Annotated in this window: 19 protein-coding genes and 3 pseudogenes; 12 read left to right on the forward strand and 10 right to left on the reverse strand. The window is 71.1% G+C overall.

Annotated features, from left to right (window positions below; translation table 11 throughout):
- Positions 1-93: 93 nt before the first annotated feature.
- A complete protein-coding gene (locus ACFY0D_RS27255; RefSeq protein WP_024756398.1) occupies positions 94-882 on the reverse strand; it encodes a class I SAM-dependent methyltransferase in 789 nt (262 codons plus the stop codon).
- 149 nt (positions 883-1031) lie between these two features.
- Between ACFY0D_RS27255 and ACFY0D_RS27260 the strand changes: the two are divergent.
- Positions 1032-1181: pseudogene (locus tag ACFY0D_RS27260) on the forward strand (IS701 family transposase); the annotation flags it as partial.
- Between the two features lie 219 nt (positions 1182-1400).
- Here ACFY0D_RS27260 and xdhC read toward each other — a convergent pair.
- The 6 genes and pseudogenes from xdhC to ACFY0D_RS27290 all read right to left on the reverse strand — a co-directional run.
- Positions 1401-2201, reverse strand: a pseudogene (gene xdhC, locus ACFY0D_RS27265) (xanthine dehydrogenase accessory protein XdhC); the annotation flags it as partial.
- A gap of 1 nt (position 2202) precedes the next feature.
- Positions 2203-4614: a xanthine dehydrogenase molybdopterin binding subunit gene (gene xdhB / locus ACFY0D_RS27270; protein WP_390800689.1), complete on the reverse strand. Its 2412-nt coding sequence runs from the start codon at positions 4612-4614 to the stop codon at positions 2203-2205.
- Positions 4611-6092 (reverse strand): xanthine dehydrogenase small subunit, encoded by a 1482-nt coding sequence (locus ACFY0D_RS27275; RefSeq protein ID WP_390800690.1) that lies wholly within the window; start codon positions 6090-6092, stop codon positions 4611-4613. Before ACFY0D_RS27275 ends, xdhB begins: the two co-directional genes overlap by 4 nt.
- Positions 6093-6641: 549 nt before the next feature.
- Complete coding sequence (locus ACFY0D_RS27280; RefSeq protein ID WP_390800691.1) at positions 6642-7892, reverse strand: esterase/lipase family protein; 1251 nt, start codon at positions 7890-7892, stop codon at positions 6642-6644.
- A 427-nt stretch (positions 7893-8319) separates the two neighbouring features.
- Positions 8320-8709 carry a hypothetical protein gene (locus ACFY0D_RS27285; RefSeq protein ID WP_390800692.1) on the reverse strand — a complete coding sequence of 130 codons (390 nt, stop codon included), beginning with the start codon at positions 8707-8709 and terminating at the stop codon, positions 8320-8322.
- Between the two features lie 283 nt (positions 8710-8992).
- Entirely contained in the window at positions 8993-9940 is a 948-nt protein-coding gene (locus ACFY0D_RS27290) for a LuxR C-terminal-related transcriptional regulator (protein ID WP_390800693.1), read from the reverse strand.
- A gap of 869 nt (positions 9941-10809) precedes the next feature.
- Here ACFY0D_RS27290 and ACFY0D_RS27295 point away from each other — a divergent pair.
- The 4 genes and pseudogenes from ACFY0D_RS27295 to ACFY0D_RS27310 all read left to right on the forward strand — a co-directional run.
- Positions 10810-11055, forward strand: a pseudogene (locus tag ACFY0D_RS27295) (hypothetical protein); the annotation flags it as partial.
- A complete protein-coding gene (locus ACFY0D_RS27300; RefSeq protein WP_390800759.1) occupies positions 11041-11730 on the forward strand; it encodes a hypothetical protein in 690 nt (229 codons plus the stop codon). The pseudogene ACFY0D_RS27295 and the gene ACFY0D_RS27300, both read left to right, overlap by 15 nt.
- A gap of 194 nt (positions 11731-11924) precedes the next feature.
- Entirely contained in the window at positions 11925-13448 is a 1524-nt protein-coding gene (locus tag ACFY0D_RS27305) for an MFS transporter (RefSeq protein ID WP_390800694.1), read from the forward strand.
- A gap of 236 nt (positions 13449-13684) precedes the next feature.
- Positions 13685-14308, forward strand: coding sequence for an ABC transporter permease (locus tag ACFY0D_RS27310; RefSeq protein WP_390800695.1), 624 nt, complete (start codon positions 13685-13687; stop codon positions 14306-14308).
- A gap of 19 nt (positions 14309-14327) precedes the next feature.
- Here ACFY0D_RS27310 and ACFY0D_RS27315 read toward each other — a convergent pair whose 3' ends face one another.
- Together ACFY0D_RS27315 and ACFY0D_RS27320 are read right to left on the reverse strand one after the other, a co-directional pair.
- Positions 14328-14933: a hypothetical protein gene (locus tag ACFY0D_RS27315; RefSeq protein WP_390800696.1), complete on the reverse strand. Its 606-nt coding sequence runs from the start codon at positions 14931-14933 to the stop codon at positions 14328-14330.
- 430 nt (positions 14934-15363) lie between these two features.
- A complete protein-coding gene (locus ACFY0D_RS27320) occupies positions 15364-16620 on the reverse strand; it encodes a DUF6348 family protein (RefSeq protein WP_390800697.1) in 1257 nt (418 codons plus the stop codon).
- A 208-nt stretch (positions 16621-16828) separates the two neighbouring features.
- Here ACFY0D_RS27320 and ACFY0D_RS27325 point away from each other — a divergent pair, with 208 nt between their 5' ends.
- The 7 genes from ACFY0D_RS27325 (at position 16829) to ACFY0D_RS27355 (ending at position 21727) form a co-directional block, all read left to right on the forward strand.
- Positions 16829-17119 carry a hypothetical protein gene (locus ACFY0D_RS27325; RefSeq protein WP_390800698.1) on the forward strand — a complete coding sequence of 97 codons (291 nt, stop codon included), beginning with the start codon at positions 16829-16831 and terminating at the stop codon, positions 17117-17119.
- A complete protein-coding gene (locus tag ACFY0D_RS27330; protein ID WP_390800699.1) occupies positions 17112-17408 on the forward strand; it encodes a hypothetical protein in 297 nt (98 codons plus the stop codon). The genes ACFY0D_RS27325 and ACFY0D_RS27330 overlap by 8 nt, the downstream gene beginning before the upstream one ends.
- Before the next feature lie 250 nt (positions 17409-17658).
- Positions 17659-17958 carry a hypothetical protein gene (locus ACFY0D_RS27335; RefSeq protein ID WP_390800700.1) on the forward strand — a complete coding sequence of 100 codons (300 nt, stop codon included), beginning with the start codon at positions 17659-17661 and terminating at the stop codon, positions 17956-17958.
- A 150-nt stretch (positions 17959-18108) separates the two neighbouring features.
- Positions 18109-18429, forward strand: a complete 321-nt coding sequence (locus ACFY0D_RS27340; RefSeq protein ID WP_390800701.1) for a hypothetical protein — start codon at positions 18109-18111, stop codon at positions 18427-18429.
- A gap of 141 nt (positions 18430-18570) precedes the next feature.
- Positions 18571-19251 (forward strand): helix-turn-helix domain-containing protein, encoded by a 681-nt coding sequence (locus ACFY0D_RS27345; protein ID WP_390800702.1) that lies wholly within the window; start codon positions 18571-18573, stop codon positions 19249-19251.
- 116 nt (positions 19252-19367) lie between these two features.
- On the forward strand, positions 19368-20609 hold the full coding sequence (locus tag ACFY0D_RS27350; protein WP_390800760.1) for an MFS transporter: 1242 nt from the start codon (positions 19368-19370) through the stop codon (positions 20607-20609).
- A 158-nt stretch (positions 20610-20767) separates the two neighbouring features.
- The gene (locus ACFY0D_RS27355; RefSeq protein ID WP_390800703.1) at positions 20768-21727 is read left to right on the forward strand and encodes a nucleoside hydrolase; all 960 of its coding nucleotides are present in this window, start codon (positions 20768-20770) and stop codon (positions 21725-21727) included.
- 156 nt (positions 21728-21883) lie between these two features.
- Here the strand turns inward: ACFY0D_RS27355 and ACFY0D_RS27360 are convergent, their stop codons facing one another.
- Positions 21884-23380, reverse strand: coding sequence for a hypothetical protein (locus tag ACFY0D_RS27360; RefSeq protein WP_390800704.1), 1497 nt, complete (start codon positions 23378-23380; stop codon positions 21884-21886).
- Between the last annotated feature and the right edge of the window lie 38 nt (positions 23381-23418).

Here is a 23418-nt window from a genome sequence, read left to right on the forward strand (position 1 = left end):
TCGTTGGTCGACACAACTCACGATGATCAACGGTGGCCGCAGCCGTCTCCGCACCGGCCCCGACCAGCAAGATCACGACCTACGGCTGGAGTACTAGTCGGCCTGCAGGACGAAGAACAGGAAGCACAGGAAGCGCGGCTTGGCCGCGATGGCCTCGGGGAACATCTCGCGGGCGGCGGGATCAGGCTCCGGCTCGCTGATGACCGTAATCCGGAAACCGGCCCCGATGAAAGCCTCGATCATCGCGTGCAGCGGCCTGTTCCACCTGCTCACCAGGGCGGTATGGCCGCCAATGGTCCACTCCACGGTCCATTTGGTGGTGTCGAAGTAGTTGTGCTCGGCCTCGCGACCGGCCTCGCGGTGTATGAGGTTGATGGCAAAGGGATGGTCGACAGATGCGATCAGCCGACCGCCGGGCCTGAGTACGCGTCGCAGCTCGGCCAGCGCCGGCCCCCAGTCCTCCAGATAGTGCAGCACCAGGGACGCCGTTACATCGTCGAATGTGTCATCAGCGTAAGGAAGCGGGCTGCCCAGGTCCGCCACCTGCAGGTCCGCACCGTCGCCGAGCCGCCGCCGAGCCAGCTCCAGCATCCCGGCACTCGTGTCGAAGCCACTCACAACGGCGCCACGGTCGCGCAGCGCGGCAAACAGGGCCCCCGAGCCGCAGCCGGCGTCGAGAATCCGTCGGCCGGCCACGTCTCCAGCGAGGGCCAGCATTGCGGGCCGCTCGTAGTAGGCATTGACCAGGTTGGTTTCGTTTGCGGCCGCGTACGCCTCGGCGAAGCTGTTGTAGTCGTTGGTCTTCGACGGTTCCGCACTCACTGCGGACGGCGAGACCAGCTTGGTGGAGATCGCGTGCTCTTGGCGCTCACTTGAGATCATGGTGCGGGAGACGTGTGCTGCACCAGTTCAGTTCCGGGCCGCTCCCGACGGCCCTCACATCCTTCGAGATCCAACGAGCCGTTCGTTCCCAAGTTCGTCCAGCACCGCCCTGTGCAGCCGACGCCACAGGCTGGCCTCGGTCCATACCGACCTGCACCGAGATCCAACGCCTGTTCACCACCCTGACCGGCCGGGCCCACGACCTCGCGCACCGACTCCGCTGGTCACACTGGCGACGCCGACACCAGGCCCGCGCCCGCGACTGCCACTACCGACGGCAAGCAGCCGCCCAGCCATGAAGATCACGATCTACGGCTGGAGTACTAGGCCGCTTCTTCCGGGTCAGGCCGGGTCAGGCGTGATCCGGAAGAAGGGCCTCAGCGGATACCGGAGCGTACGCGGACCCCGGGGACCTCGCGAACCGCGGGGACTTCACGGACCTCACGTGCCTCAGGTGCCTTGGGTGCCTCGGGGATCTCGGGGATCTCGGCAACCGTGTCCGGTACCGCCCCGGGGCGGTCCTGCTCGAAGGTCCGGAGCAGGTCCGCCGCGACGCTCACCGCGATCGTGGCAGGTTCCTTGCCGGTGATCTCGGTCATTCCGATCGGAGTCTTGATCCGGTCGATGGTGGCTGCGTCATGGCCGCCCTCGACGGCCAGGCGCTTGCGGAACCGCACCCACTTGGCGGCCGAGCCGATCAATCCGATCGAGCCGAGACCGGCCGTCCGCAAGGCGGCATCGCACAGCGCGGCGTCCTCGGCGTGATCGTGGGTCATGATCAGGACGTGGGCGCCGGGCGGCAGCTCCGTGAGCACCTCCTCCGGGAGCAGCGGCGTGTGGTGCACGTGGATCTGCGCCACCGCATCCGCGAGCACACCGAGCCGCTCGTCGGTGAGCATGTCGGAGCGGGTGTCGATCAGGTGCAGATCGAGGTTGTGGCGGGCCAGGATGCGGGCCAGCTCCAGTCCGACGTGCCCGACGCCGAAGACGGCCACCGCCTGGACCACCGGCAGTGGTTCGAGGAGCAAGCTCACGGCGCCGCCGCAGCACTGCACACCGTGAGGTCCGATGACCTTGTCGTTGAGGGCGAACTCCATCAGTTCCGGCTCCGGATCGGGCTCGACGTTCAGCTGGCGGGCCCGGTCGATGGCGACGGCCTCGATGTTGCCGCCGCCGATCGACCCCCAGGTCTCGGTCTGTCCCACGACGAGTTTGGCACCGGCCCCACGGGGCGCGTGGCCGCGCACGGTCGCGACGGTCACGAGCACGCCGGGCTCCCGGCGTGCTCGCAACCGCGTGACCGCGGCGATCCAGGTCATGTCAGGCATTGCTCAAAGCGCTCGTGTCGGTACGGATCTCGCTGCCGCCCAGCGCGTGGCCGTCGCCGCCCCGCACGTCGACCTGCTCGCGGGCCGCTTCGATCGCCCAGTAGACCGCCTCCGGGGTGGCGGGGGCGGCGAGTTCCACACTGACCCCGGCGGGCCCGAACGCCGCGGCGGCCTGCCGCAGCGCCTCGCGCACGCAGAACGCCAGCATCAGCGGAGGCTCACCGACCGCCTTGGACCCGTACACCGCGCCCTCTTCGGTGGCGTTCTCCATCAGCGTGACGTTGAACTCCTCGGGCATCTCCGAGAAGCTCGGCAGCTTGTAGGTGCTCGCGGCCTGGGTCAGCAGCCGGCCGCGGTTCGGCCCGTCACTGGTGTCCCAGCGCATGTCCTCAAGCGTCAGCCAGCCCGCGCCCTGCACGAAACCGCCCTCGACCTGACCGATGTCGATCATCGGGGACAGGCTGTCGCCGACGTCGTGCACGATGTCCACCCGGCGGATGCGGTACCCGCCGGTGAAGCCGTCCACCTCCACCTCGGCCGCGGCGGCGCCGTACGAGAAGTACTTGAACGGCGAGCCCCTGAAAGCCTTCGCGTCCCAGTGCAGCCCCTCGGTCCGGTAGTAGCCGGAGGCCGACAGCTGAACGCGCTGGAAGTACGCGGTGTGCACCAGGTCGTCCCAGGCCAGCTCCTTGTCGCTGCCCAGCGTACGAGCGACACCATCGACGATGCGCACGTCCGAGGCGTTCGAACCCAGCTGGCCGGCAGCCACCTGCAGCAGCCGCGCGCGCAACTGCTCGCAGGCGTTCTTCACGGCGCCACCGTTGAGGTCGGCCCCGGAACTGGCGGCAGTGGCAGACGTGTTGGGCACCTTGTCGGTGCGCGTGGGGGCCAGCCGCACCTTGTGCAGCGGGATACCCAGCGTGGTCGCGGCCACCTGCAGCATCTTGGTGTGCAGCCCCTGGCCCATCTCGGTGCCGCCGTGGTTGATCAGGACGGAGCCGTCCTTGTAGATCAGCACCAGCGCGCCGGCCTGGTTGAAGGCCGTGAGGTTGAACGAGATGCCGAACTTGATGCCGGTGATCGCGAGCGCCCGCTTGGAGTGCGGGTGCGCGGCGTTGAAGGCGGCGATCTCGCGCTTGCGGTCGGCGATGCCGCCGTTCTCCTCGACCTGCTGCCAGACGGCGGCGATCCGTTCCGCCTGCGGGACCGGCTGGCCGTACGGCGTCGACTGACCCAGACCCGGCTGGTAGAAGTTGCGCTTCCGCAGCTCCATCGGGTCCAGGCCGAGCAGTGGCGCGACCCGGCCCAGGATGTCCTCGATCACCAGCATGCCCTGCGGTCCGCCGAAGCCCCGGAAGGCCGTGTTGGAGACCTTGTTGGTCTTGGCGATGCGACCGGCGACCCGCGCGTTGGGAATCCAGTAGGTGTTGTCGATGTGGCACAGCGCACGGGCGCAGACCGGCTCCGACAGGTCCAGGCTCCAGCCGCCGTCCGCGGTCAGCGTGGCATCCAGCGCCTGGATGCGGCCGTCGGCGTCGAAGCCGATCTTCCAGTCGGCGTGGAACCCGTGCCGCTTGCCGGACATGGTCAGGTCCTGGGTGCGGTTGAGCCGCACCCGGACCGGCCGGCCGGTCAGCTTGGCGCCGAGCGCGGCGATGGCTGCGAAGCCGTGCGGCTGCATCTCCTTGCCGCCGAAGCCGCCGCCCATCCGCAGGCACTGCACGGTCACCTCGTGGCTGTGCAGACCCAGGACGTGCGCGACGATCTCCTGGGTCTCCGAGGGGTGCTGGGTGCTGCTCTGGATGAACACCTGCTCGGCCTCGTCGATGTAGGCGAGCGCGGCGTGCGTCTCCAGGTAGAAGTGCTCCTGGTCGGAGAACTGGAACTCGCCGGTGAACACGTGCGCCGAGTCGGCGAAGCCGGCGTCGATGTCACCGGTCACCATCACGGGCCGCGCACCGTGGAAGCTCCCGGCCGCGATCGCTTCCTCCAGCGTGATCACGGAGGGCAGTTCCTCAAGTTCGACCTCGACGGCCGCCGCACCGAGCCGGGCCGCCTCCAGGGTCTCACCGAGCACCCAGGCGACCGCATGGCCGTGGAACATGACCTCGTCGGGGAACAGCGGCTCGTCGTGCTTCATGCCGGCGTCGTTGACGCCGGGCACGTCGGCAACGGTCAGTACACGGACCACGCCGGGCACGGCGAGCGCGGCCTCCGTACGCAGCGCGGTGATCCTGCCCCGGGTCTTCATGACCTGGACCGGATACGCGTGCAGCGTGTCCTTGGTGCGGTACACCAGGTCATCGGTGTAGAGCGCGGTGCCGGTGACGTGCAGCACGGCACTCTCGTGCGGCATGGAGACGCCGACCACAGGCTTCTCGGGACGCTCGGACAAATGGCTCATGAAGACACCGCCTCGGTGGTTTGCGCGTGCAGCTTCAGCAGGCTCTGGCCGAGCATGGCGGAACGGTAGACGGAACTGGCGCGGTGATCGCTCATCGGCGTGCCCTCACCCCGCAGCACCCGGGCCGCGGCCTCGACGGTCTCCGCCGTCCATGCCCTGCCTTCCAGGGCGGCCTCGGTGCTCAGGGCGCGGATCGGGGTGGCGGCCACGCCGCCGAGACCGATGCGCGCCTTGCGGACGATCCCGCCCTCGATGTCGAGCGCGAAAGCGATCGCCACGCTGGAGATGTCGTCGAAGCGCCGCTTGGCGATCTTGTGGAAGGCCGTGACCGGCGACAGCGGCAACGGGATGCGCACCGCGCGGATCAGCTCGCCGGGACGGCGCACGCTCTGCCGGTAGCCCGTGAAGTAGTCGGCCAGCGGGACCTCGCGCTCACCGTCGGCATCGGCGAGCAGCAGCGACGCCTCCAGGGCGAGCAGCACCGGCGGGCTGTCACCGATGGGGGAGCCGGTACCCAGATTGCCGCCGAGGGTCGCACTGTTGCGGATGAGCCGGGAGGCGAACTGCGGGAACAGCTCCGCCAGCAGCGGGACGCTGCCGTCGAGGCGGCGTTCGATCTCGGTGAGCGTCTGCGCCGCCCCGATCTCGATGTGGTCGGATGCGACCTGCAGCGCCCGCAGTTCGGGCAGCCGGTCGACGGCGACCACACAATTGGCGCGGCGGGAACGGATGTTGACCTCTACGCCCCAGTCGGTGCTGCCGGCGACCACTACGGCCTCGGGCCGCTCGCGCAGCAGCCGCAGCGCTTCGGTGAGGGTGCCGGGCCGCAGGAACGTGCTGTCGTCCTGGGTGTAGACGGTGGCGGCGGGTTCGGGCGGGGACTGCTCGCGACGCTGCGCCAGGGGGTCGTCCTCGGCGGGCGCGCCGACGGCGAAGGCGGCATCGCGAATCGGCCGGTAGCCGGTGCAGCGGCACAGGTTGCCGCTCAGCGCGTGCAGATCGAAGCCGTTCGGACCGTGCTCGGCGTCGGCGTGCGCGTCGGCGTGGGCGCCGTCGGCGGGCTCCGCGTGCGCGCAGCGGTCGGGTCGGTAGTACTCGGAGGCCATGCTGCAGATGAACCCCGGCGTGCAGTAACCGCATTGGGAACCGCCGCGGACCGCCATCTCCTCCTGCACGGGGTGCAGCGTGGGACGCGTACCGGGTTCGCCGACCGTGGCGAGACCTTCGGAGGTGATGATCTCCTGGCCGTCGAGTGCCGCGGCCGGCACCAGACAGGCGTTGACCGCCACCCAGTCGGTGGGCTTGTTCACGCCGGGACGGGCCACCAGGACCGAACAGGCGCCGCACTCACCCTCGGCGCAGCCCTCCTTGGTACCGGTGAGGCCGCGCTCGCGCAGGAGATCCAGCACCGTGGTGTGGGGTGCAGCCGGTGAAAGCGGTGTCTCTTTCCCGTTGACCGTGATCCGCGCCGCTACCATGGCACATCCTCATTTCGGTGCATGGTCGAGCTGATTATGCTAGTGGCCATTTCAGGGGCTTTCTATTTCGCTGGCGCAGCCCGGGAGAACCCGGAGCGCGACTCGGCACGCGACGACGTGCCGCAGGCGGTGTGAGAAATCGAAAGATGCCGGGGCCACAGAAGGGCACACCGGAGAAGAGGGCTGTTCAGCAGCCGTGTGCTACAAGACCCGGAGCCCAGGCGATCTGATGGGCGAGGCGGTTCAGTTCGGAGATGATCGACATCCGACTTCGCCTCCTTCCATCAGTTCACGGTCCGGTCCGCTCGAAGTTACGTTGCCGCAGGTCCATCGGTCAAGCCGCCGTGCGGAGACCATTTGGTCCGACGAAAGCCGGAGCGAGGGCGGGCGGCGGCGCCGGGTCTCACGTGTCCACATGCCGGTTCCCTCGGCGGTACTACGAGCGGCCGCTCGGCCCCGGCGGGGAACGCAGACGCCGGTGACCCTCCCGGCCCCGCCGGGTAGGCGGGACCGGGATCCGGGGTCACCGGCGCGGCGGCGGGTCAGGGGTCAGGGGGTCTGGAGCTTGTCCAGGATCCACTCGCCGAGTTCCACGGTGATGACCGTGTGTCCCTGGTTCTCGCTCGCGCACATGAAGTGGTCGAGCTCGCTGTCGGCGGGGTCGATCTTGCTGTAGAGCGCGTCGCGGTCGTCGATCTCGCCGGCCGCCACGGCACTGACGCTCGGAACGAACGTGGTCGCGTTGTACGTGAGTTCCGCCTGCTCGCCTTCGAGGAGTCCGGCCAGCATGGCGGCGGTGCCGAAGTTCGCGGGCCGGCCCGGCAGATTCAGGGCTTCGGGGAACAGCCCACCGGGAGCGCCGTCGATGTCGGGCAGACCGCTGGTGGTGATCCGGATCTCGGGGTCCGCGGTCTTCTTCAGGATCGCGACGACCTGCTCTCCCGTGTTCTGCGTGTCGAGGCGGGTGCCCGTCAGCTCCGCACCGGTGGTGCGCATCGCCGTCACGCCGGCCGGGATGTTGTTCCCGGCACCGGTGCCCGTGCCGTTGGCGACCCCGAGCCGCCGCACGCCGGGGGGCCAGCTGCCCACCCGCTCCAGTTCTGCGAGGAAGTCGGTGCGGGCCCGGTCCTGGCGGGCCTCCGCGGTGACGGTCTCGATGTGCCAGCGCAGCAACTGCCGGGCGGCCTGGCTGTTGACCATCCGCGAGAAGCTGCCGAGGAGTTCGCCGAACCCGGGGAGTTCGCCCCAGTTGTCCTTCACGAAGTGCGCGAACGCCTGTACCGAGATGGGCAGCCAGGCTCCGTTGTGCGGGGTGTCGTAGGAGAGGTAGGTCGCGGTCTCGTGCTCGTCACCGTCGTGGTGCATCTTGGCGAGGGCGTAACGGGTGACCAGCCCTCCCATGCTGAAACCGCCGACCGTCAGCTTGGCGGTCCCTTCGCGGTCGGCGATCGCCTTCTCGATGCACTGGATCGCCACGGCGGCGTTGTCGGTGATGGACGCGGACCGCTCGTCGAAGCCCAGGAGCACCAGGTCGAAGCCGGCCTCCTTCAGCTTGGTGATGAAGGGGTACTCGCCGTTCTCCAGGCCGTTCCACAGGGCGTCGGGATCGCTCTTCCCGGACGAGAAGCCGTCGGCGAGGATCACCGGCTTCCTGACCTGGGTCTGGCCCGGGCTGCTGTAGAACACCCAGGCGGTTCCCCCTGTGAGGGGCCAGACGGTGTCCCACGCGGATGCCCTGGGGTGGTGGGGCTGGGCGCCCGGGATGGTGTTGTCCCAGATGCTCACAACAGGCATGGACATGTAGTCCTGCTCCTCTGTCTCGTGGTGCGGTCGAGCCGCGTCACCGGTGAGGCTGCGACTGACGGCACAGACCTGGAACCGGCGGCACGACCCTGCGTCCGGTGTGCGGTACCCACCCGCCCCCGGCACGGGGGACGCGGCGGGGGCCGTCCCCGGGCTCGGCGTTAAACGGGCATGGGGACGGCCTGCAAATGACAAAGGCCTCATGCCGTCGTCATGTGCGGAACCGGAACCATGGTCCCGAAGCCGGCGCCCCAAAACCACCGAATCCCGACCATGTCACTCGTACGTGGAACACGGCTTCCTTGCAGGTCACAGGGGTGCAAGGGAAGAAACGATGATGCCGGCCCGACACGTTCCCGCAAGGATGCGGACGGGGGCGCGGTTGCCCGCGCCCCCTGGGGTTGTGCCGGGTCGGTGAGCGGGCTCAGAGGAACCACAGGAACTGGACCCTGATGTCGAGGTCCTCGGGCCAGCGCGATTCCACGCGGACCATCACGCGTCCCCCGTCCAGGGGCACCACGCTGTGCAGGTTGATGACCGCGGATCCCATGATGGGCTTGTCGGTGACGGGGCTGAACTCCGTGACGCTGGCGATCACCATGGCGAAGGCTCCGCCGAAGCCGGGCAGCTTCACCTCCCTGTCGAAGACACCGTGGCCCCGGAAGTCGAAGGTTTGGGCGGCCATCTCCGGATTGAACTGCGCCTTGCCCTCGTTTCCGCCCGTGGACGGGATCGCCTGCCCGGGCGCGGCCTTCACCGCGCTGCCGCTTGCCGTGTTCCCGGTCGCGGGGTCACGAAGATCGCTGTGGGGCATGTCCGTTCCCTTCGGTGAGGAGGAGATCCCGACATGCACGGACGTGTAGGTGTCCGCACACCGTGTCTGTACGGGGATCTCCGGAAGGCCGGACCGTGTGTACCGGCGGCTCGACGAAGGAGGACGTTTCGGCCTCGCTGTGCGAACCGACCGTGCATGTTCCGGTCTCCTTCCTCAGGGTGGGCTGGATCCGTGTCGCTGCGTCCCCCTGAAACTGGGGATGTACGAATCTCGGATCGGAAGGCAGCGGGTCAGCGGGTCAGCGGGTCAGCGGGTCAGCGCATCAACGGGTCAGCGCGGCGCTGAGCTCGTCGCGCCCGTCTGCTCCGGTCTTGCGGAAGACCGCCTTGAGATGGTCGTTGACCGTGTACGCGGACAGGTCGAGGCGGCGGGCGATCTGCTTGACGGACGCCCCCGTGCGGAGCTGCGTGACGACGTCGCGTTCTCGGGGGGTGATGCAGTACCACTCGCACAACGACGGCAGGACCAGGTCCCATGTGGCCCCCTGGATGACGAGGGCGACATCGCCCGTGGCATCCGCGGTGAGCACCTGGCCCTGACAGGTGGTCCAGCGGCCGGACGCGGCCGGGGGTGCGCACACCAGGGGAATCGACCCGTCCTGACGGCGGGCTTCCGCCCGGGCGACGAGGGAGAGCGAGACGAAGAAGGCTCCCGGTACCCACGAGGGGATGCCGTGCGCCGACCACTGGTCCAGCCACAGCTGTGCCTGCGGGCTGACAGCCTTGATCCGGTGGTCGGAACCGACGGTGATCACTCCGGCCGACAGCGGGGGAACCTCGGGGCAGAGAGGGCCGGCCGTCGCGTACCGGCGCAGGGCGGTCAGCAGCGCCGGTACGAGTCGGGCCGCCCGCTGGGCGTCGTCCGGGCTGAACGGCGCGACACCCTCGCAGCGGAGCAGCCCGAGAGCCCCCCACACGCCGCGCCTGTCCTGGAGAAGCAGGCGCAGCTCGGAACTCGCCCCGTGGCCGGTGAGAATCTCCCGCATACGCGGGTCGGGCACGGGCGACCTGTCGGTGCCCGCGCCCACGACGACAGCGGGGGTCCGCAGGAGAGTCGCAATCGCCGACTGTTGCGGGTCGCCCCCCAGATGCCGGTGCAGGACGAGTTCTCTGACCAGTGCGGGGTCGTACTGGTGCCAGAAACTGAAACTGCCCAGCCCGGGACCGGTTGCCGGGTCGGTTCCCACCAGGCTCAGCGCGTCGTGGGCCACGATGGGGCGAGCACGCGCGAGATCCCCGCTCCGACCTGTTCGGGGCCGGTGTTCTGGCTCGCCGCGGCATGGAGGTCACACGCCAGACGTCTGTCATCGAAGAACGTAAGGCTCATATCGCCCAATTATCCCCAAGTGCGCGAGGTGCGGCCCAGGCCGCGAAGGGGGCCTCTGCCTGCCTTGCGTGAAACGTGACTGATTACTCTGCGTGAGGTCGAGTGTTGCCGCAGCGGTTCCCCGACGACCCGCGCGTCTTCGCCCCTCATCGCCTGCGGCCTGCGGCCAGCGGTCATCGATGACACCCGCTGCTTCCCGGCAGGCGGTACCGGCGTTCTCCCGGCGCGGCCCCCGATCCATTGCCACCGCGCGACGTGCCGAACACCCCTGACGGCACAGCTTCGCGCCGGCGTCGCCCGTGGTCGCTGCCGCGGAGCCCCTGAGTTCAGCGGCGCCCGGGAATGGTTAAGGGCAGATCAACTGAACCTTAAAGGTGCCTGCGTTCTCCTCGCTCCGCGTCGATCAAGACCGTCGGCACGCGTGCCGCACACCTGTCGACCCTCATGGGCTTTGGGGCCGTGACCTGCTTCTTCGCATGTCGTCCCGTGCGTCACGAGCCCCGTGCCGGACCGCCTCGCAGCGCCCCAAACCTCCTCGCGGCCTCTTTCGTAAAAAGGCAACAGGACTGAACTCGCTCGGGAAGTCGGCCGTATGCAGGACGTCAGGGGGGCAACGTCCATCGGATCGAGGAGTGTCACGTGTCCAGGAAACGGACCATGAGTCTCAAGAAGAAGCTCGTGCTCTCTGCTGTCGCGGGAGCCATGGTGATCGGCGGGGTCGCCGCCACGGTGGCGATCGGCAATGCCGCTGTCCCCGACGTCGTGTGCCAGGGGTCGACGGTGACGTTGTCGGGCGAGGCGGGTGCGCCTGCGGCGTCGAGTGGGACGTTCCCGGTGGGGACGAAGCTGAAGGTGACGAATCTGGACAACGGTCAGTCGACGACGGTGGCGGTGAACGGTCCGTCGGGCAGTTGTGTGTTGCTGAACAATGCGGCGTTCGAGAAGGTGCGGGAGCCGGGCAAGAACTTGATCCGGCGGGCGCGTATCGAGCGGGTGGGTGGTGGCGGTGACGCGGCGGCTCCCGCGGCTCCTGCCGCTCCTGCGGCGGGTGCGTCCGGTGGGGCGGGTGCGCAGGTGCCGCCGGCGACCGGTGAGGTGGTGTGCCCGGGGTCGACGGTGACGTTGTCGGGTGAGGCGGGTGCGCCTGCGGCGTCGAGTGGGACGTTCCCGGTGGGGACGAAGTTGAAGGTGACGAATCTGGACAACGGTCAGTCGACGACGGTGGCGGTGAACGGTCCGTCGGGCAGTTGTGTGCTGCTGAACAACGCCGCGTTCGAGAAGGTGCGGGAGCCGGGCAAGAACCTGATCCGGCGGGCGCGTATCGAGCGGGTGGGTGGTGGCGGTGACGCGGCGGCTCCCGCGGCTCCTGCCGCTCCTGCGGCGGGTGCGTCCGGTGGGGCGGGTGCGCAGGTGCCGCCGGCGACCGGTGAGGTGGTGTGCCCGGGGTCGACGGTGACGTTGTCGGGCGAGGCGGGTGCGCCTGCGGCGTCGAGTGGGACGTTCCCGGTGGGAACGAAGCTGAAGGTGACCAACCTGGACAACGGTCAGTCGACGACCGTGACGGTGAACGGCCCGTCGGGCAGTTGCGTCCTGCTGAACAACGCCGCGTTCGAGACGGTGCGGGAACCGGGCAAGAACCTGATCCGGCGGGCACGCATCGAACGCGTGGGCTGAGCGACCGGAGCCCGTTCGGGCCGCCGAGGCTACGGCGGGGCACGGCGCATGCCGTCCCCGCCGTAGCCTCGGCGGCCGACTCCACCGAGCCCGACGCGGAGTTCGGCCGAGTGGACAGGGGCGGACAGCACTGAACCGTGATCGCCCCCGCCGGGCCTGGATAGTGGACACCGTCCGCACCGAGTCTGTGCGCCATGAACCTTGGACGCACGAAGGACGGGCCCGACGCCCCACCCCGCCAGGGGGCCGCACTCGCGGCCCTGGCCGCCGCGCAGTTCACCGTGATGCTGGCCACCTCGATCGTGAACGTGGCGCTCCCGCAGATCCGCTCCGGAGTGGGCCTGTCGGACGGCAGCACCACCTGGGTGGTCAACGCCTACGGCCTGGCGTTCGGCGCGCTGCTGCTGGCCGGGGGCCGGGCAGGTGACCTGCTCGGCCGTCGCCGGGTACTGCTCGCCGGCCTCGCGGTGTTCGCGGGAGCCTCGCTGGCGGCGGGGCTGGCCGGCTCTCCGGGCCTGCTGATCACCGCCCGCGCCCTGCAGGGCGTCGGCGCCGCAGCCATCGCCCCCGCCGCGCTCGCCCTCACGATGGACCTGTTCCCTCCCGGCCCCGGCCGGGGCAGGGCCCTGGGCGTGTGGGGCGCCGTCTCCGGCGCCGGGGGAGCGGGTGGAGTGCTGCTGGGAGGTGTGCTCACCCAGGCGTGGGGCTGGCCCTGGGTCTTCCACGCCGTCGCGCTCGGGACGACGCTGGTCCTCCTCGCCGTGGCGACGCTCGTGCCCCGGGCCGCCGACCGTGCATCCGGGCGGTTCGATCTGCTGGGTACCGCGACCGTCACCCTCGCCCTGACCTGCCTGGTGTGGGGGCTGACCACCGCACGCGGCGCCGGCTGGACGAACGCCGGGGTGCTGACCGCCCTCCTGGGGGCCGCCGTGCTGCTCGTGCTCTTCGCCCGGGTCGAACGCCGCCGACCCGACGCCCTGATCCCGCCCAGGCTGTTCACGACCGGCCGGGTCGCCGCGGGCAATCTGCTGATGGCACTGCTGGGTTCCGTATGGATCGCCCTGTTCTTCTTCATGCCGCTCTACCAGCAACAGGTCCTCGGCATGAGCCCGCTGGCCACCGGGGCGGGCCAACTCCCGCTCGCTGTGGCGAACATGCTCGGCGCGGTCGTGGCACCCCGTATCGCGGGCCGCATCGGTGCCACGGCGACCCTCACCGCCGGCCTGCTCGCCGAGGCGGCCGGTCTGCTGTGGCTGTCGTGGATGCGGGCGGACGGGAGCTATCTCGTCGATGTCCTGGGGCCGAGCATCCTGGTCGGTCTGGGCCTGAGCATCGCCTTCGTCCAGCTCACCGCGCTCGCCGTGGACGGCGTACCGCGGCAGGACGCGGGGCTGGCCGGCGGACTGGTGAACACCACCCGGCAGGTCGGCGGCGCGATCGGCCTCGCCGCCCTGGCCACCCTCGCCGGCTCCGTCACCACCCACGCGTCCACCGGCCTGCCTCCCCTGGAAGCCCTCACCGCCGGATACCGGGCCGCCTTCACCGTCTCCGCCGCCGTCCTCGCCACCACCGCACTCCTCGCACTGTTCCTCACCTGTGCGTCCCGCCGCTCACGCCGCCCCCGCGGCGCCGTCCCCACAGGGACAGGCGGCCAAGCGCGCACCCACCCCCTGATCCAGCACCCGACGGCCCGGCCCCCGTCATCGTCAGCCTCATGACGGTGGCCGATCCCTCCGGAGCCGGCTCGACTTCCGCACGGCACGTGCCGAGCAGTCGACCGGAGACCGCGGGAGCACCCGACCTAAGGTCCCGCGCCGACGCCCGCTCGCTCAGCGGCCAGTCGCTTGCCGACGCGCCGATCACTCTCCTTCCACGCCGCCCGTCGCCGTGCGGCGCTTCCCACCCGCAGGTCCGCCCACCCCTCGTCCCGCCGTCCCAGATGGAGGTCTCCACCTTGTCCAGCCCCGCAACCGTTTCGCCGCCCGTCGCCCATGCCGACCCCTCCGGTCGCCCGCGCGAGGTCGACAACCGCGCGGCCTACCTCAGCTTCGGGCTGGCCTACGTACTCGGCCACGGCGCCGCCGCAGCCTCCCAGGGCGCCGCCCCCTTGCTCGACGTCCCCGACTGGCTGCCCATGACGCTCCTCGGAGGCGGGCTCGTGGCCGGCATCGTCCTGACCACCGTCGCCGCCCTGCGGGCGCAACGAGGTGCCACCCCAGCGGAGATCCTGTCCGGCAAGCTGCTCGGCGCCGCCTGGATCGCCGCCTTCACCGCCCTGTTCCTCGCCATCACCGGCCTCACATCCGTGCTCGACCAGCCGGAACTCCAGTCCGTCCTCTGGCCCGCCGGCTCCGGTCTGATCGTCGGTCTCCTCTATCTCGCCGAGGGCGCCGTACGCCGCAACCTGCTGCACTACGGCCTCGGCATCTGGCTCGCCCTGACCTCCACCGCGGCCCTCTCGCTCACCGCCCCCGGCCTCTACTGGGTCCTCGCCGTCGCGGGCGGCGGGGCCTACGCCCTCGCCGCAGCCCTTGAACACCGCCGCCTCCACTCCCTGTCGGGCCACACCCGCGCCTGACGGCCGGCTTCTTCGTCCGTCAGGGACGCAAGCCGGCCCGCCTGAGTGCGATCTCGGAGAGGTCGGCGATGACTTGCCGGTCCCCGCGCCGCCAAGCGTCCGCGAGACCGCCTGGAGGCGTGGGGAGCGCCGCGAGGTCGCCCAGCCGGCCGGTGAGGGCGCGCAGGGCGAGCAGGTCGGCGCCTCCGGGCGCGTCGAGGAGGCGCCGCATGGTGATGCTGCGACGGATCCAGCGCAGGCGTGCGGGGAGCCACAGCAGCAGTACGACGGCCACCGGGACAACGATCAGAGCCAGTGTGGTCAGGTTGGCCACCTGGCTGACGGCGTCCTGGAGCGACTGTCCGGCGTCGGCGATCCCGGTACTGGCGTCGGCGGCGGACTGGAGCGGCTTCTTCAGGAGGTCGCCGACGAACGGCACGTTCGAGGCCGCGTCGCCGGCGTTGCCGAGCTCGGTGGCGAGGCTGTCGCCCGAGCTTTCGACCCTCCGGCCCGGCTCGGCCAGCAACATGATGGCATCGTGGACGGCCAGGGCGAACCTCACGGCCGCGGCCATCAGGACCACCGCGATCAGGTCCGCGAGGATCTGGCGGTTCCGACGTGCTGGAGTCTGTGCGTAGAGGCGCATCGGCGGGCTCCCGTTCGGGTCGGACGTCGAGGAGGACCGGCCCCGCCGGGTGAGGCTCGGCCGCTCGGTCGACCGTACGCCGGACTCGGCCCTCCCACCGGTCTCTGTGGACGAACGTCCGCGACGCGACGCCTGGTCGGCGCACGCACTCGCCGAGCGGGACGGGCCGAGCCAGGGCGGGGCCGGAGGGCTGCGGCGTTGCCGGTTCGGCGGGCGCCAGGTGACCCAAGGCCGTTCGACTGGTCCGGCCGAGACCGGCGCCGCCGGCCGACGTCCCGCAATCCCTCCGCCCGGCGTCCTGTCCTCGCCGGACGCGATACGCACCGCAGCGGTCCGGGGGCGGTTCAGTGCGGCCCTGCCGACCTGGTCCGACTGCTGAGCGGTCGGGTGGACGGCACCAGGGGGCACCGAGTGCGCGCCTGGTGGACGGTCAGGAGCGGGCCGGCCTGGGGTCGCGGTCGCCGAGTACGAACTCGGCCGGCCAGCTCTCGCGCAGGATCCGGGCCAGCAGCGGGTGCTCGGAGCCGAGAACCTCGCTGGGCCGGATCGAGCCGTCCGCCGCTTCCCGCTGCCCGCCGAGGAGGACGGGTGCCTGGAGCAGCTCCTCGCCCCACGGCTCGATGGCGTTGCCGAACAGGCCCTCGAAGCGGTGACCCTCCAAGGTGCCGTCGTGCACCCGGCGGGTGTAGTCCTCGATCACCTCGGCGGCCAGGCACACCCAGGCCAGGTGGACCACGGTGCGGCCGTCGTCGAGGCGGATCGGCAGCCGGACCTTGAGGAAGTTGCCGACACCTTGGGCGACCATCACCGCGCCGGTGTCGGCGGTGACCCGCTCCGCCCGCTCGGCCGGGGAGAGTTCGCCGATCAGGTGGGGGAGGGGGTGGGCGAATCCGGGATGCTCCGGGTCCAAGGTGCCGCCGCAGTCGCACCCGCACCCGTCGGACCCGTGGCCGTGCCCCTCCTGACCGGAGCCGACGGGCAGCACCAGGGTGAAGGACCGGGCGACGGTGAAGACGGCCGGCTCGGGCAGGCCGAGCGCGGCCAGCGCGGCGGAAGCGGCCTCGTGCCGCTCGCCGTTGACCCGGACCTCGGCTTCCATGGCTCCTGGGGCGCCGCCGTAGAAGACCCGCACACCGTTGAACCAGGGCGACTCCAGGTCGGCCGTGAAGGTGTCGGCGATCTCGCGGAGTACGTCCGCCTCCATCAGTGCGCTCTGGAGACGGAGGTTCTCCCGGTCGGAAAGCCCATAGGCCAGCACGCCCGAGGTGATGGACCGCCACCCCGGCACACCGTGCTCGTCATCCGGGCCCCAATGCCCGGCGAGCTCCTCACGCCCGTAGAGCAGCTCCAGCAGGCAGGCGCCGGCGGAACGGGCCCAGAGGCCGGCCGCGTCGCGCGCAGTGGTGACCACCACCACGCAGTCCATGAAGCAGGGCACGTCGGGCTGGATGCTCACGTCCGGGAAGGCGATCAGGTCGTAGTGCCGGTCGTCCCCGTGCCCCGCCGGTCCGACACTGACGGCCCAACCCTGCGGGCTGAGGAGTGAGTTGCCCTTGAGTTCGGCGCCCGCCGTACAGCCGGGGGCGACCTCCTCCAAGGCGTCGCGGACCAGGGCGAGGAAGTCGAGATCGGGCAGTCGGCCCGCGCGGGGCTCGGTGCGGCGCAGGTGGCGGCGTATCCAGGACATACGGAGGATCATACGGAGGCGGCGCCGGTGGACCACATACAACATCTCCGTGCTCAGGGTGTGGTGCCGGCGCTGTGGTGCCGGCGCCGGGCCGGCCGCGCCGGGCCGGCGGTGACCGGGATCTGCCGGAAGGCCCCGATCCGGCCCAGGCGGTCGACCGTGAGGGTGCCGGCAGGGCAGACTCGGAGCAGAAGGAAAGGGGCGGGCGATGACCGCACAGCCGATTCACCGGCACGAGCCGGAGCGAGTTCCGCGCAATGCGAGGGGCATCGCCGACGCGCTGACGCCGGAGGCCGCGAAGGAGTTCTACGTCGAACTCCTGGCCGCCCAGCCGGAAGAGGCGAAGGGCGTACTGCTGCGCTGGTGGGGACGCGCGATGCTCGAATCCGATCCGGGCCGGCAGCGGCGGGTCGAGGCCGCGCTCGCGGGAACGACACCGACGATCGCCGTGCAGGACATGCTCGACCGGCGACGGGCGGCGGGACTGCCCGTTGAGTGAGAGCTTCGACGACGGATCCGAGGGCTTGCCGTGCGTGCTGTCCGAGGACGTCACCGCCTTCATGATCGACCCTGCGCTGCCGCCCTGGGCGATGGGTCCGATCGTGGCCGCGATGGTGGAGATCGGCGAGACCCGGGGACTCGTCGCCGGCAGCACTGCGGCGGAGGACTGGCCGGAGTGCCGACTTCTGCCGCTCGGTGAGGACGGGGCGCTGGGCATCATCGAGTACGTGATCGCCAAGGAGGCGGTCCCACCGCAGGTGATCGTGACCCGCATCCTGCTGTACTGAAGACCCGCGAAGGGCCCGGCCGGCGATGCGCCGGTACGCACGAACTGCGACGAGACATGCGGTGCAGCCGGACGGGAGCCGTCGAGAACCGCGTTCACGGACACGGAGTACTCGTTCTGCGCCGAGTACGCGACCCTGAGCAGCGTCGGTTTCCCGTCCGCCTTCCCGCGGGCGCCGCTCGCGTCCGGCACAGGGTTGATCGAGCGTCACCGGGCAGGAACCGGCGCGCTGTCGGCGATGATCGGAAGCCATGACGGCACTTTCATCCTTCACCTTCGTGCGCCACATCGACGGGCTCCGCCACCACTTCGCGCGGGACGGCGAGCGCAACAGCCGGCCCGCCTTCCGCCGGACGGACGGGAATGTGTGGTGTGTCTGGTCGCCGTCCGACGGCTGGCATTGCGAGATCTCCGACGGCCTCGTCACCGCCCATCCGCTGGGCGGCCGCGCCGACGGACCCGAACCCCCGGCCACCGTGTGGCGCAGCTTCAAGAACGACCGCTCCTACCTCTACGACCTCCGGATCCGGACCCTCGACCCCGAAGCCTGATCCGCCGGACCGCGCGGCCTGGCCCCGGTCGCCCTGCCTGCTGCGCCGTACGGATGGACTCGGGCCGTACGGCGGCCGGTACGGGGCCTCGCCGCGCAGAGCGGCCTACCTTCGCACTGCTCGACCACCCCTCCACGAAAGGCAGTACTCGTGCGATCGATCCGTTGCGCCCTGACCGCTCTCGCCGCCGGTGGCATCCTCCTGGCGGGCGCGTCCGCCGCCTCCGCCGACGACTTCACCATCTACGCACCGGTCAGCAACACGTACTCGATCGTCTTCGGTGACCTGAGCCAGGTGGCCGGCGACGACGTCTTCAACGCCGGCCACGACAACACGGTCGGCTCCCACAACGGCACGGCGCCGGCCGGTGACGTCGGCATGGCGGCCGTCCCCGGGACCCGGATCCTGAGCAACGAGGCCCTGATGCAGCGTGCCGCCGGTCAGTGGACGGGCAACATCATCGGCAAGTAGCGTCCCGCCGCCACCTCCCAGACGGGGTGGCGGCCCCTTCTCGTCCGCCGGGGCATCTGCGGCTGCGGTCGGCAGCGATTTCCCCAAAGAAGTTCTGCAGAAATACTTTTGGAAAGCTTTCGAGGACTCTAGCCTTCCTGCATGGTCAGCGAAGAACAGAGACGCGTACTCGATCCTGAGCGGGACTCCGCAGCCCTGAAAGCCCTCACGCACCCGTTGCGCATCCGGCTGCTCGGGCTGCTGCGGCAGGACGGCCCGGCCACCGCGAGCGAGCTCGGGGTCAGGACCGGGGAGTCGTCCGCTTCCACCAGCTATCACCTGCGCGTCCTGGCGAAGTACGCGTTCGTCGCCGAGGCCGAGCACCGGGACGGCCGGGAGCGACGGTGGCAGGCGGTGCACTCCGTGACCGCCTGGAGCAACAAGTCGATGGAATCCTCACCGGGCAGCCGTGCCTTGCTCAGCCTGTCCCGCAGGGCCCAGATCGAGCACCTGGAGGCTTCTCTCGTCCGGCACGAGGCCGACATCGCCGACGGACGGCTGCCGCCGGAGTGGGTGGAACCCTCCGGGATCAGCGACTTGATGCCCCGTCTGACGCCCGAATCGCTCACCGAACTCTGGGAGGTGTTCGCCCGGAAACTCGGGGAACTGACCGCCCGTGATACGGGGGATCCTCGCGCGGCGCAGGTCGTACTCCTCACGGCAGGACTGCCCCTCGCGCCACGCGACCCCGCCGCAGAGCCGGACGTCTCGGGCCCGACGGCGACGGCGACGGCGACGGTTACGGCTACGGCGACGGCCTCGGACGCCGAGAAGCCGTCATGACCAGGCCGCTGGACATATCCACCGCACGCCGCCGCTACATCACGGTCTGCGCGCTCTTCTGGCTGCCACTTGGCCTGAGCCTCGCCCCCCTGATCCTGCTGCTCACCGAGCGCGGCATGACCACGGCGACGATCGCGGGCCTGTTCGCCGCGCACTCGCTGACGGCCGCCGCACTGGAACTGCCCACCGGAGGACTGGCCGACGTCCTGGGACGCCGCGCCGTCCTGATCGCCGCCGGCCTGCTGAACCTGATCGCCCTGGTCCTCGTAGGCCTGGGCTCCGCTCCCTGGCTGCTCGCCCTGGGCATGGTGCTGATGGGGGCGGGCCGGGCCCTGTCCAGCGGGCCGGCCGAAGCCTGGTACGTCGACACCGTCCACGCTGACTCGGGGCCCGACGCCGATCTGCGCCCCGGCCTGGCCGGCGGCTCCTCCGCGACCTCCGCCGCGCTCGCCGCGGGAACCCTGCTCGGCGGCGCCCTTCCCTGGCTGCTCGGAGTCGGCCCGGACCTCGGCGCCCGGCTGCGCGAAGTCTCCTCCGGGCTGCTACTGCCCCTTTCCGTCCCGCTGTTGCTGGGCGCCGCGGTCGAGATCGCCTTCGTGCTGTACGTCGTGACCGCTCTGCCCGAGCCTCCCCGGTCGGCCGTCGCCCTGCGCGACGTACTCCGAGACATCCCGGCCACCGTCGTGGGCGGACTGCGTCTGGGTGGTCGGGACATGCTGGTCCGCCGGGTGTTCCTCAGCGCGGGTGCGGCCGGCAGCGCGCTGGTCACGATCGAACTGCTCATGCCGGGACGCGCCGCGGCCGTCACCGGCGCACCGGAGTCGGGGGCGGTGCTCTTCGCCGTACTGGCCTGCGCCGGATTCATCTGCTCCGGCTTCGGCAGCCACCTCGCGCCGCTGACCGCCCGACTGGCGGGCAGCGGCGAGCGTGCGGTCATGGTGAGCCTCGGCGCCGGCGCGAGCGGGCTGCTTCTGCTCGCCGCCACCGCGGCGTCCACCGGAGCGGGCGCCCTGGCGCTCTCGGCCACCGGCTACGGCCTGCTCTACCTCGGACTCGGCGCGGCGGGACCCAATCAGAACGACATCCTGCACCGCCGCGTCACCCGTGCCGGCCGGGCCACCGCGCTGTCCGTCCAGTCACTCGCCCTGCAACTGGTGGGAGCACTCACCGGCCTGGTCGTCGGGGTCCTCCGGCCAGGCCCGGCGCCCTGGCTGCTGGGAGGCACCGCACTGCTGGCGGGATCCCTTCTGTGGGTTCGCCGCAGCGCTCTCGCACCGTCGGCTCCGCAGGCGAGGACACCTCAGCCATCCGCAGCTTCCCCCTCCGTGCCCCAAGAACCTGCGCGCTTCGAGATCTGACCCCCGCGGGCGGGTCCGAGGGGCGAGGGGGCGTCCCGCTCCCCGTCCGGTGGGCGCGCGCGGTCGACCGACCGCGCGCGGTCCGGGCGAGGCGGTGTGGTCAGGGCACCGGCCCGGCGGCACACTGGAGTTCCACGCCCCGCAGCGCCAGGAGTGACGTGCCCGTCCCGATCATCATCGACTGCGATCCCGGCCACGACGACGCCCTCGCGATCATGCTGGCCGCCGGGGACCCGGCGGTGGACCTGCTGGCCGTCACCACGGTCGCGGGCAACCAGACCCTCGACAAGACCACGCTCAACGCCCGCCGGGTCTGCACGGTCGCCGGGATCACGGACGTCCCCATCGCGGCCGGTTGCGACCGGCCGCTCGTCCAGCCGCTCGGCGTGGCCGCCGACGTGCACGGGGTCACCGGACTGGACGGGCCGATGTTCCCGCCTCCCACGGTGGACGTGGTCCCGGAGCACGCCGTGGACCTCATCCACCGGCTGCTGGCCGAGCATCCCGAGCCCGTCACCCTCGTCCCGACCGCGCCGCTGACCAACATCGCCCTGCTGCTGACGCGGTACCCGCAGGACGCCTCCCGCATCCGCGAGATCGTCCTGATGGGCGGTTCGACGGAGCGCGGCAACCGGACCCCGGCCGCCGAGTTCAACATCCTCACCGACCCGGAGGCCGCCGACATCGTCTTCCGCTCGGGGGTGCCGGTCACCATGTGCGGGCTCAACGTCACGCACCAGGCACTGGCCACCCCCGAAGTGGTGGCCCGCTTCGTGGCCCTGGGCACGCCCCTCGGGCGGACCTGCGCCGACCTGCTGACCTTCTTCGGGTCCACGTACCGCGAGCTGTGGGGGTTCCCCAGCCCACCCCTGCACGACCCCGTGGCGGTGGCCCGGGTCATCGATCCCGGGCTGGTGCACTGCGTGGACGCCCACGTCGCCGTGGAGCTGTACGGCCGGTACACGCGCGGCGCCACCGTCGTGGACCTGCACCGCTCCATGGGCCTCCCCGACAACGCGCGCGTCGCCGTGACCCTGGAGACCGGCCGGTTCTGGGACCGCATGGTCGCCGCCGTCGCGGCTCTCGGCGCGCCCGCCCACGGGCCGGCGCCCTCCTGACGGCGGACGAACGGACGAACGGACGACCGGACGGACAACGAAGCGGACACGGTGCACCCACCTGGCGGCAGGTTCTCCTGCGCCCCACCGTCCCGTTCCCGTTCCCGTTCCTGTTCCCGTCCCCGGCCACGCCGCCGCCCGCCGTCGTCGTGCCGGTCAGCGCGGCAGGCGGGCTGAGTCCAGCAGGGCGTGCAGCCGTACGGCCGGCAGCCCGGGGTTGGCCGCCGCTCCTTCGGCCGTCGCCGGGTCCCGGAGCAGGGTCTCCACGGTGTCCCGGGAGAAGAGCGGGTTGGCAGCGGCCGCCCGGCGGACGTGCTCGTCCGGGTCCGTCAGCAGTTCCACGGGGGCCCGCCCGGTCGGGTCGGCGGCCGCCAGCGCCCGTACCTCCGGGTCCTCGTGCCCGAGCAGGTGGGTCAGGCCGGTCCGCGGCAGCCGGGACTGCATGAGCAGGTGGGGGCGTTGCCGGGGGCGGGCGACGAAGGCCGCGAGGACGATCGCGGCCGGGGCCAGAGGGTGCCAGGAGGCCAGCCGGTGACGTACTTCCTCGTCCGGGTCCTCCGCCAGCCGTCGCACCAGGTCGATGGGCAGCGTGGCGCATTTGGCGGCCGCCCGGCGCAGCATCACTTCCCCGGACGCCGCGCACGCCCGGTACCAGTCCAGGTCCGGCTCGTCGTACGGTTCCAGGACCGGGCAGCCGCAGTCGTACGCGGCCTCGCTCATCTCGTGGTCGACGGCCACGCACTGTGCCCGGGTGCGGGGGAGCGGCTGTACCCGGGCACGGGTACGCACCCGCTCGTCGGGGTCCTCGGCGAGCTCCGCCCACAGCGCGGCACCGAGGTCGGCCCGTCCGGCGACGCGTTCGCGGATCCCGGGGTCGACGTCACGGGCGAGCCGGGCGCAGGCGTCGGGGGGCGTGTACGGGTTGCCGGCGAGGGCCCACCGGCACTCCGGATCGGCCAGGGACGCCTCGACGACGGCGTCCGACAGTGCGTAGTTGACGAGGATCGCCCACCGGTGGTGGCAGGCGTGCTCCGGAAGTTCCGCCTCCATGGCCGCGGGGTCCTCCCTCCGCGCGCCGCGTTCGGCGGACGCCCGGACGTCCGGATGGGGGTCGGCCAGCAGGGCCTGTCGCTGCTCGGAGGTGAGCCAGGACCACGGCTGCGACGCGTAGGCCCGCAGAGCGGGCTGTTCGTGACCGAGCATCCTGCGCATGAAGGAACCGGGTATCTGGAACGAGGCCACGAGCTCGGACGCGATCTCGTTCGCCGTGAGCAGTCCGGAGTCGCCGGCTTCCTCGGCGGTCAGCAGGAACATGAGGGCGTCGTCGGGCAGCGGTCGGGGTTGGCGTGGGCGCGGGCGGGGTCCACCGGCGACATCCGCGCGGACGAGGCAGTGGGGGTCCTTGATGAGACGGGCGCGCTGGGCCGGTGGGACGTGGGGGTTGCGGGCGAAGGCCCGGCGTACCTTGTGGTCCGGGTGCGTGACCGCCGCGTCCATGACCTCCTGGGGAAGCGGGCGCTTCTCGCACAGGATCTGCCGGGCCTCCCCGGCTGCCGGGTCCAGCAGTCGCAGCAGGACGCCGGCCGGGGCTCCCGTGTTGGCCGCGACCCCGCGCAACCACAGATCTGTGAGGGCAGAGGGCGAAGTGGGCATCCGGCCATCATGTCAGCTGCCGTGGGGCGTTGGCCGAC

The sequence above is a fragment of the Streptomyces sp. NPDC001502 genome (assembly GCF_042894785.1).
GTDB classification, from domain to species: Bacteria; Actinomycetota; Actinomycetes; order Streptomycetales; family Streptomycetaceae; genus Streptomyces; species Streptomyces kutzneri.